This window comes from Pseudomonas agronomica, assembly GCF_025917275.1.
Classification (GTDB): domain Bacteria; phylum Pseudomonadota; class Gammaproteobacteria; order Pseudomonadales; family Pseudomonadaceae; genus Aquipseudomonas; species Aquipseudomonas agronomica.
The window spans coordinates 1-9,412 of the sequence record NZ_JAOSHO010000182.1 but is presented as its reverse complement, the minus strand read 5'-3'; the positions used below and the strand labels follow the sequence as shown (position 1 = coordinate 9,412).

The 9,412-nt window shown below is 59.1% G+C and carries 12 protein-coding genes; 1 reads left to right on the top strand and 11 read right to left on the bottom strand.

All coding sequences use genetic code 11. The annotated features are described in order from the left end of the window. Nucleotides 1-112 precede the first annotated feature (112 nt). From OC610_RS14675 to OC610_RS14625, 11 genes are all read right to left on the bottom strand, one after another. Nucleotides 113-322: a hypothetical protein gene (locus OC610_RS14675; protein ID WP_264428641.1), complete on the bottom strand. Its 210-nt coding sequence runs from the start codon at nt 320-322 to the stop codon at nt 113-115. Between the two features lie 89 nt (nt 323-411). Further along, nucleotides 412-837, bottom strand: coding sequence for a phage tail assembly chaperone (locus OC610_RS14670; protein WP_264428639.1), 426 nt, complete (start codon nt 835-837; stop codon nt 412-414). A 12-nt stretch (nt 838-849) separates the two neighbouring features. After that, nucleotides 850-2,796 carry a phage tail protein gene (locus tag OC610_RS14665; protein ID WP_264428637.1) on the bottom strand — a complete coding sequence of 649 codons (1,947 nt, stop codon included), beginning with the start codon at nt 2,794-2,796 and terminating at the stop codon, nt 850-852. Then, nucleotides 2,797-3,432, bottom strand: a complete 636-nt coding sequence (locus tag OC610_RS14660; RefSeq protein WP_264428636.1) for a phage tail protein I — start codon at nt 3,430-3,432, stop codon at nt 2,797-2,799. Beyond that, nucleotides 3,429-4,424: a baseplate J/gp47 family protein gene (locus tag OC610_RS14655; RefSeq protein WP_264428635.1), complete on the bottom strand. Its 996-nt coding sequence runs from the start codon at nt 4,422-4,424 to the stop codon at nt 3,429-3,431. The genes OC610_RS14660 and OC610_RS14655 overlap by 4 nt, the downstream gene beginning before the upstream one ends. Continuing rightward, the gene (locus OC610_RS14650; protein ID WP_264428633.1) at nt 4,421-4,753 is read right to left on the bottom strand and encodes a phage baseplate protein; all 333 of its coding nucleotides are present in this window, start codon (nt 4,751-4,753) and stop codon (nt 4,421-4,423) included. The genes OC610_RS14655 and OC610_RS14650 overlap by 4 nt, the downstream gene beginning before the upstream one ends. 11 nt (nt 4,754-4,764) lie before the next feature. Then, complete coding sequence (locus tag OC610_RS14645; RefSeq protein ID WP_264428632.1) at nt 4,765-5,376, bottom strand: phage baseplate assembly protein V; 612 nt, start codon at nt 5,374-5,376, stop codon at nt 4,765-4,767. Nucleotides 5,377-5,379: 3 nt separating this feature from the next. Then, nucleotides 5,380-5,892: a hypothetical protein gene (locus tag OC610_RS14640; RefSeq protein WP_264428631.1), complete on the bottom strand. Its 513-nt coding sequence runs from the start codon at nt 5,890-5,892 to the stop codon at nt 5,380-5,382. Between the two features lie 46 nt (nt 5,893-5,938). After that, nucleotides 5,939-6,289 carry a phage holin family protein gene (locus tag OC610_RS14635; protein WP_264428630.1) on the bottom strand — a complete coding sequence of 117 codons (351 nt, stop codon included), beginning with the start codon at nt 6,287-6,289 and terminating at the stop codon, nt 5,939-5,941. A 131-nt stretch (nt 6,290-6,420) separates the two neighbouring features. After that, nucleotides 6,421-6,849, bottom strand: a complete 429-nt coding sequence (locus OC610_RS14630; protein ID WP_264428629.1) for a hypothetical protein — start codon at nt 6,847-6,849, stop codon at nt 6,421-6,423. 544 nt (nt 6,850-7,393) lie between these two features. Further along, a complete protein-coding gene (locus OC610_RS14625) occupies nt 7,394-8,128 on the bottom strand; it encodes a LexA family transcriptional regulator (protein WP_264428644.1) in 735 nt (244 codons plus the stop codon). Between the two features lie 599 nt (nt 8,129-8,727). On the opposite strand from OC610_RS14625, the gene OC610_RS14620 reads away from it, so the two are divergent. Further along, complete coding sequence (locus OC610_RS14620; protein ID WP_264428628.1) at nt 8,728-9,081, top strand: DUF6124 family protein; 354 nt, start codon at nt 8,728-8,730, stop codon at nt 9,079-9,081. Nucleotides 9,082-9,412 lie beyond the last annotated feature (331 nt).

The window sequence follows — 9,412 nt, the reverse complement described above, 5'->3', positions numbered from 1 at the left end:
GCGGTGCCGACCAGACCGATGACGTTATCTCCCAGGCCACCCATGGCCTCCGGGGATTCAGTGGCATTGACGGTGATGCCGTTGTGCTCGAAGTTCAAAACCTCAGCCATGGTTATTCAGCCTTTTTGGTGGTGGCCTTTTTGGCCGGGTTGGATACGGAAGCCGGTTCGACGGCTTCGGTTTTTTTCAATGCCAGGCGACCGGCGCTGAGCAAGGCGCTGGCCTCGACGTCGAGCAGGTCCAGTTCCTGGCCGGTGGTCGACCAGTGCCCGCCGCCGGTGGGGAATGGGAGGAGCACGGTGTAGGTTTGGCGTGGTGCCATTTGGGTTTCTCCGGATATGAAAAAGCCCCTTTGGGGAGGGGCTTTTGGGTGTTTGATAGGTAAGAAAACGCCCCGTCGGTGCGGGGCGTTTATTGAATCAGCGCAAACAACCACGGCGGTGCGACAGGACGGTGTTCCGCCAGAGGAAAGTCGGCACCTTGGGGCCAGTCACGCAGTTCACGTCGGTAGGTCAGCAGCTCGGTAAATTGATCGACCGTAAGCGTGGTCGCGCTACCGATATCCAGCTCGTCACGCTGACGCGCCACAAGGCCATCTGTTTTCACCAACTGCACATCACGCCAGGCGCGCTCAATATCAGCCAATAGCTCGGTAGACGCCGGCTCCCGTTCAATCAACGAAGGTGGCTCAGTATCGAAGTTGATCTTAGTCAGTTGCGACTGACCGCTCAGAAGTTCGGCATGCAGCTCAGTCGATATTTCGATAGCGTCTTCTGGTAGCTCACCGCCTAAATTCGAGTCATGAAAACATCTCGTTTTCCTGCTGCTATAAATCATCTTTTTCCCCTTTTAAATGCCGAAGGCAAGTACCCGGACTGCCGATTGGCTCGCGGTGTAGTTGGACTGCAGAATGACCTGGCCCAAGCCGTTAGGCATACCTGCCACAAAAGGCGTGCCATTGATGCCGTAGATAACGCTGTCCGTCTGCGAAACGGTGCAACCGAAATGCGCCGCCGGAAACGCAATCGGTAAGTTGAAAGGTTTGCTCAAGGCCGCACTTGAAAATACCGCCGTCATCCACTGGATGATCAAGCCGGAAGGGAGTTTCTGATAGCCATTCACGCCCATCAGCGCGCCAAATGGCACAGTCTTGCCAACCACACCTGTACCCAATAACAACCAGAGCCCGCTACCAATAAAGGTGATATCCAGGTATGTGTCCGGGGGAATGGAGCGGGCCGCGGAACTGGGGGACAGGCTGAGACTCTCCTGCATCCTGTCTGCCCCCTGGGTTACCAAGGTCAGATTCGTGCTTGTCCAATTCTGCAAGCGAACTGTGCAACCCGGCAGAACACCGTTGGCCATGGAGTCGGGGACACTATAAGAGGCAGGCCCGGCACCGTAGGCATGAACCATACCGCCAATATGTGCAGGAATACCCGTCAATGCGGCGGTGAACACGTAGACACCACCCAGTTCGAACCCTTTGGCCTTGGACCACTCAGTCGTTGCAAGCAACTTGGTGTTATCGAATCTCGCCGGGGTTAAGCCGAACACCTTGGAGTATTGCAACTGCGCAGTCCCGGCAGCCCACCAGGCGCTCGCACCGTTCCCGGTCAACTCCAGGGTCGCACCCACCTGCAATTCAATGCTCGTAATCTGACCAGCACCCGAGTTGATGTTGTCAGCCGCAGCACATACGACGGTGACAACGCCGCTGCCGATATTCCGGAAATGAATTGTGCCCCCTGCCGGCAGGGCGTTGACCATCGGTAATGTGATGGCGAAGGCCCCGATAGTTGTAACCAGAGTGCCAACAGCCGAAGCCGTCAAAGTGGTGGCCGAGGTCAAGCTGGTAAAACCACGATAGTTACCGCTGGCGCGCATGACATATTCAGTCGTCGCGATCGACTTCGTGTTGTCGAATAGCGCCGGCGTATTTGCCGTCGGATTAACCAGCACGGGCGAATTGAGCGGCGCAAACCCTTGAGTGATGTTCTGAAACGCCAACGCCGTAGTGTCCAACACAATCGCACCGTCAGTAATCAACTGCCAGATTGTATTGCCAAGCGTCGTCCCCTCCTCCACCGACACAATCAGGCCCGAAGTCACTTCGACACTCGCATCGGCATCCTTCGCCCGAAGCCAGGCGCCGTTCGCGGCAACGTAAATACCGTTGTCCTTCGCCAAAGTCTGGGACCTGACCAGAACCCGATTCCCGGCGATCACCGCAACACCATCGATCGCCTGCGCACCACTCAAGACAATGTTGGCCGTCGTCGCCACGCGCACCGACTGCTTCCTATCGAGCTTGGCAAGCTCATCGGCAACGTAACTTGCAACCCAAGCCCGCGTCGCCTTGACCACCGTATCGTCAATCAGCAGCGTCACCAGCTCAGCATTGCTGGTCTCGAAAATCGACCGAATATAAAACTCTTTCCCCGAGCCAGAAGTCGCCAACACCGGCTTGAACGACTCCGGATATTTGACGATCGCATACAGGATGCCGGTATCAGTCCAGATCCCGGCCTCACGCACATACCAGCCGCCCACGTCAGACGGAATGGTGACTTCGGCCAGCAACCAACTAGGATTCTTCTCATCCTGGAACAGCGCATTGAGCGGCCCGCGCCAGACTTCACGCTTGAGTGCGGTAGCGGTCGCCGCCGGGTTGTAGACGGTGCCGCCGCCGTCACCGACGGATATCTGCGACAGCTTGATCGGTGTGCCCGCCGCCTTGCAGGCGGTTTCGTAGGCGATCCCCGCATCGGTGAGCAGGGTGTAGTAGTCGGCCATTTAGGACCCCTGTGGATAAATAATGGAGGTTTCGACGGTGTAGAGCGCGGCGGCCATGAAGGCCTGGCCCGAGGCTTCGAGGCCTTCGATGACGATCGGGTAAACCGCGGTCAACTCGCCGCACAACGTGGCGGCGCCGATGACGTGACGACCGAAGGCACTCAAGCCGACGGAAACGTTCAAGACGTCGCGCTCACTTTTGGCATCGGCCAGGCGGCGGTCGAGACGGGCGTCGATGGTTTCGCTGTAGGGCTGGTCGGTGAATGCCCTGACGGAAAAACTGTAGGGCGCGCCCGGTGGTGTTTGCTCATACCAGGCGCGCACTTCGGGCGTCAGTTGCAGACCCTTGGCGGCGTTTTCCAGCGCCTTTCGTGTCCCGGCCTGCCGAGCGGTGGGCCAGGCGAGTTCCACGGTCAGGCGCTTTTCAGCCTCCGGCGCCGTGGTACTCCACTCACTGACCCCACGATCCGCCCCCAGATATGGCAGGAACGCCAAAGGCGTAGCCGCCGGGTTCATCAGCTGGGGAAACGGTGGATCGATGCGCTCAAGCAATTGGGCAAACCCAAGATCCAGCGCCCGCTCCAGCGGTGAGCTATTGACCGGCAGCAAGCCCGGGCGAGGTGTGTCGTCATTCATAACGTATCCACCTCGACCTCGACGCCCGTGCAATACGGCGCCTGGAAAGCCGTCGTCACAATTGGCTGGAGCGGTTCGAGGATTTCAAGTTGAACCGCGCCGGCGCTGTGCAGCGTGTAATCGATCCAGCTCGGGTCCACTCGACCTTCCAGGCGATGGCAGGCCTCGGCGTATTCCTGCAATTGTTGTTGTGCGGCAACCTGGGTCAGGCCTGAATCGGGTCCGGGATTGATCTTCGCCACGACGCGGATCTTGTAGTTCTTGATCTGCGCGGGTTGGACGATGACCCGGTCGGTCTCCGGCCGTACATCCGGCCGTGCGAAGTGCTCGCGGACACCGTCGAGCAACACGTCGGACGGTGTGCCATCGCCGTCGCGGGACAGCACCGTGACCGTGACTTCGCCGGGCGAGGTGCGGCGTCCGTTGCCGTCCTTGATCTGCGCGGCGTAGCTGTCCGGGTCGAAGGTATATGTGACCGTCACCACACCCGCCGAGGCGTTCTCGACTTTCACGACGGGACGCTGCCCAAGGGTGAAAATTTCCCGCCGATATTGCATGCGCGACCCCGCCGCCGGGGCGTGGGGCGCCAGGTAATAGCGCAACCGCGCATCGTCATCACTTTCGTAGACCGGGACGATGGGCGGGAACGCCGCCGGGTCGCCCGGGTCGAGCAACTGGCGTTCGAGCCCCATGTCCGCGAGGCGAGCATCGAGGTTGGTGCCAGTGGCCCACCACGCCAACATCTGCTTGATGCGGGCATTGTATTTGCGTTCGTGGGTTTGCAGCCGGACACAGAACGCCTCCAGGGCCAGGGTCAGCAGTTCGCTTTCGTTCTCGAGGCTGTCCACCAACTTGGCGGCGCTGGCGGGAGAGCGCGCGGCGACGTACTCGACGACGAAGGTCTTGAACTCTGCGAGCAAGTCCTCGAATGCTTCGACGGTGACGATGGCCGGTTCGGCCAGTTGGTTCTGGCCGGGTATCAACATGCTCATGTCACCACCTCGAACGTCTGTTTGCGGTTTTTCCAGGTGCCGGCGAAACGCAACAACAAGCCGGCGCCTTGACGATTGGCGACGATGACCTGGGGCTCGAAATCATCGATGCCGTTATGGGGGCTGTAGAACGCTTGGGCCGCGTGGCTCTGGGCGAGGATCAGCAGGTCGTCGCCGAGGTTCTGCCCCAGCAACTGGGTGAGTGCGCAGCCATACAAAGGACGCTTCTGGCGAGTGCCCAACGGCGTGGTCAACGCCCGAGTGGCGCGCTGTACGAACTGCAGCCAGTCGTCCACCGTGGCGCCGGTGTTTCGATCGATTCCAATCATGAGGAAATCTCTTATGCGGTACTGATGACGCGCCCCTGGTGATCCACCACCGGGCCGCTCAGGTGCACACCGGCGGCATCGAGGCGAATGCCGACGGCGCCCAGTTTTAGTTCAATGGTTTGCGGCGTCATCACCAGGCTTGATGGACCAATGCTCAACCGGAGGGATTCGCGGGAACCGCTGAACGCCGCCGGGCCGTTCTGCCAGTGCAAGACATGGCTGGCGTGGTCGTAGCCGTTTTCCGTGCCGTCCTGATAGAGGCGACGCGTCAGCGAAGCCTGGGTCGAGACGGGCGGAAACTGACCGCCGTTAAGGCCGAACAAGGCGACCGCTTGGCCACCGCCGTCGCCGCCGCCATGGTTCAGCAACAAGCATTGCTCGCCCACGGAGGGAATCCGCGACTCGCTCTGGGCGCCGGCGCTTGGGTTGAAGAAGCGGATCGCCGGGGTCAGCAGCCCGCCATGGCTGACTTTGCAAGTGTTGGTGGTGGCATCGACTTCCTGGCAAACGCCGATGCGGCAGAAACTCTCCGCACGTCGATGCAAGTCCTCCAGCTCGGTTTCCATCTGTGCCAGACGCTCGATGATCGGCCCCAGATGCATCCGTAACAGCGCATCAAACATGGCTCAGCCCTCGAGTGCGGTGTATTGGTCCGGGTCGTCGATGTTCGAGACTTCCCAGGTGCGGGCAAACTTCGCAATACCGAGCGGGTCATCCAACAGCGTCGGGCCGAGGTACAGGGTCTGGCTGAAGGAAAGGGTCCAGGCGGTGTATTGCCGCGCCGGGTGGATGAACGTGGACGGGAGGCTATCGAGCTCCGTCGGCAGGTCGCATTGATCGCCGGACAGCCCCCAGCGGTTATCCATGACCAAATGCTTCAGCTCTGCCGCCAAGTCGCAGGCGTCCCATCCTGGAACGGTCATGACCACTTGCAGGGAAACCGTCAGGACATGGGCGATACGCCCGTCGTTGGCACGCTGGCCGGGGGCATCGCGCTCAATGGCGATCAGCACCCAGGGTTGATCGTCGGTGCCGTCGAACTCCTGGGGACTGCCGACTTTCAAGGTGGGATAAGTGGTGCGCAGCGTCTGGGCAATGGCGAAGAACAGTTGCGAGGGTTTTTCGAGGACGGCAGGCATCAAGGCCTCCTTTGTTTATGGCGGCACGAAGATCACCAGCGAGGGATCAATGCGGGTCGGAACGGGAATCGCGCGGAGGTAGCTCACTGACGCCCATCCGCTTGGCAGCCCAGCGTTCGTAAAGCCCGATGGCCACGTCCGCCCCGGCCATCGCCGTCAGGCAACCAAAGGCACCTGCGGCCCAGATCGACAGACCCATGGCGTACAACAGCATGATCGCCGAGACGCCGCAGACCATGCAGGCACCGGAACGCAGCGCCAGGCGACGCAGCAGCGACCAGCCACGGGCGCCTTCCTTATCGGCACGCCACATCTCGCCAGTCACCCCACCCACCAGGGCGAGCGCGATGACCAGCCAGATCGGCATGTCCAGCAACGCTTGTTGCTCGTTTGTCATGTCTCGTTTCCTGGGGGTGATTTGGTTTGGGCGGGTAAGTTGTGTGAAGTTAAATGAGATGTGGGGCGGTGCAACCCATCAAGTCGCCACTAATAGCGTTCAAGCGTTTTTCAGGTATTGGAGGGCTGACATTACTTTGGCGCAGCGCAGGTCGCGCCTTTGTAAGTCATGGTGTAGGTGTAGTGCCTGTCCCAAGACAGCGGTAGCGCACTGGGTGCGGCCCATTCCGCGTAGTTACCCGACATCGAACCAGCGACAGCTAACTTACCCATGGCAATGGTCGCAAGATTGTTGGCGCTCCCTGCACCCGGCATTGGCACACTCCCATTCCATTGGAGATCGTCCCCGTTCTGGAACCATGCGCCCTTCCAGCCGGCCTGCGAACTCGAGTACCAGGTATTGTCTGCTTTGAAACAGATCGTTTGGTTGGCATAAAAACCGCCGCCCGGGACATGGTAGTAGGCGAATTGCCAGGAACCGACAGGTGAGGTTTCAGCAATGGCTTGGATCGCCTGGGTGGCCAGGAGCGTTGCGATCAGTACGCTGATTATTTTTTTCATCAATTTTTTCCTTTCGATAAGTTGGATTTTTGCGAGCGCCGATACAGGTTTTTTATCTCAACACCTCCTGAGCCTTTAAAAATGAGTACATAGAAATCCCCTTACTTATTTGAAGTACCTCACGGCACAGGCATTCCAAAAAGCCCGGTTGCCCAGGCTTTTCAGTAATGCGCTTGATCTTTCGGCGCGACTGGCGCGGTACGGATCCATTCAAATTGTTCCTCCGGCCGCGGTCCCTGCCCGCCGGATAACTGCTTCTGGTGCTTTACGCTGCACACCCGGGCCAGTTGCCAACCCTCTGAACCGTTAAGGCCGGTTCATCGCTGCCTGTTGGTGGAACTAAAGAGCTTCGTTGCCAGCCGCTTTGTCGAGCGGCTTGGACACAGAATATGCATGGATGCATATACAGTCAATGCGTAAATGCATTTATTTATGCGCATTAAATGCGCAAATGCATGAAAGCCTTGTGGGCACGGTGGTTTCGGGTTTTCAGGAGGCGAAAAAAAACCCGCACGACGGCGGGTTTTATCTGACAGCGGAAGGGTTAGCGGGCGTACATGCCCCACCAGAAGACGTGACCGAGGATGACGATTTGCTCGTCCTGCATTTCCTGGAAGGTGTAGTCCTCATCCGGATGCTCATCGCGGTTGAAGCTACGCAGACGAATGCCCGTAGGCAGGCGATAAAGCTGCTTCACCCGCAGTTGGCCGTTGTGGTTGATTGCGTAGAGATCACCGTCGACGATGTCGCCGATCCCGCATTTGCCCGCATTCACCCCAACCGTGGCGCCGTCGCGCAGCACCGGCAACATGCTGTTGCCGCGCACCGTCACGCATTTGGCCTGGTCGAACTGCACGCCGTTGTGGCGCAGGCTGCGCTTGCCGAAACGCAGGCTGGAGCGCTCGCTTTCCTCGATGACGAATCTTCCTGATCCAGCAGCCAATTCAACCTCACGCAGAAAAGGAACGGACACCTCGTCTTCCTCGACGGGCGTGTCGTCGTCCCAAAGGCTTATGTCCTTGAGTTCGGAATGCGGCTCGTCGCGGCGGCTGTTGCCGGCGGGCGCAACATCGGCGCGCCCGCGCAACTGGTCGGTGCTCACGGCGAAATAGTCGGCGATCTTCGAGATGTGTTTATCCGAAGGATCGACGATCTTGCCGCTGAGGATCCGCGAGAGGGTGGACTGAGGTACGCCGGTACGCCGGTGAAGCTCCGTGGGGGAGATCCCGTGCTGATCGAGCAATGCTCTTAATACGGTAGAAACGTTGCGTTTTTGCATAACGCGCATAATGCTTGTTCTTTTCGCGGAAGACAAATGCTGATTTGCATAAATAGGCAATTTCAGGCCTTTGGCAGTGGTAGGGACTGCTCCCGCTAGAACCCCGGAACCCTGTAGGAGCTGCCGAGTGCAACGAGGCTGCGATCTTTCCAAAGCCCCCCAAATCCCAAGCGAGAGATCAAAAGATCGCAGGCTTCGCCAACTCCTACAAAAGCCAAGCGCCTTAACCCGGGATTTGCCCTACACGCATCTAAGAAAAGGCTCCATAGCCGTCCTTCAGATGCGCAACACAAGGCTACGTCAACTTGCGCCTCTGCCTACAACTACGCCAGAATCCGCCGGCTTGTGCGCCTTGGATCCCATCGGTACTTTTGATCTCGTCACTGCCCATCAGTGATCGGGTTTAGTCGCTCGGTATTCCAAGGTGCTCATTGCTCCCTTCAGTCAGGTATCCCTACTCCTGCACTTGATGGTAGCTGTGCGCAGGGCGCCCTCGGGCGCGCCGGTTCCTTGGATCCCCGGTCGACTAACCTGCGTACAGCTGCCGCCCCCTCGTTTAGTCGCGAGTGAGTGGTGGCTCAACCTCAAGGATCCATAGAATGCCGAAGCACACACCGAATCCCCCTAACGAACACGTCTCCCGCACCCAATCGGCCAACGCCAAGAAACTCGACGACGCGGCCACCCGTGCCCTGGACTACTACCTCAAGCCGAAAACCGACAAAGAAACCTCCGAGACACTCGATACGCTCTATGTCATAGCCCCCAACATCGACGCCGAATGCCTGCTCGCCAACCTCAGCGAAACCCTGGCCTCGGCCAACGCCATGGTCAGCGACCTGGCATTCGATCTGAAAGGCTCGCGGCGGAATATTGCGCTTGGGGTTCAACAGATGATCGAGCTGAGCCAGTTGCTGGCGAACCGGGCGTTGGATGTGGTTGAGGTGAGGTGAGGTAGGCATTCATGATGCAAGCCGAGGCGTAAGAGAAACCCTGGTAATCACTGTGGGATCTTGATCGCGATGGCGGTAGTCCGGTTACAACTAAGTTGTATTGGCAACCGTCATCGCGAGCAAGCTCGCTCCCACAATTGGATCGGGTACAGCCGGAGAGACAGGTCGGCTGTAAGGCCGCCTCGCGAGCAAGCTTGCCCCCACAGATATGATGGGTGTACGACCGGGAGAGCCAGGTCGGCTACCAGGCCGCCTCGCGGTGGACGTTGATCTCGGCGCCCCATTAACCACGCTGGCTGAACGAAGGTATTGCGCAGTGGGCAACCCGGCA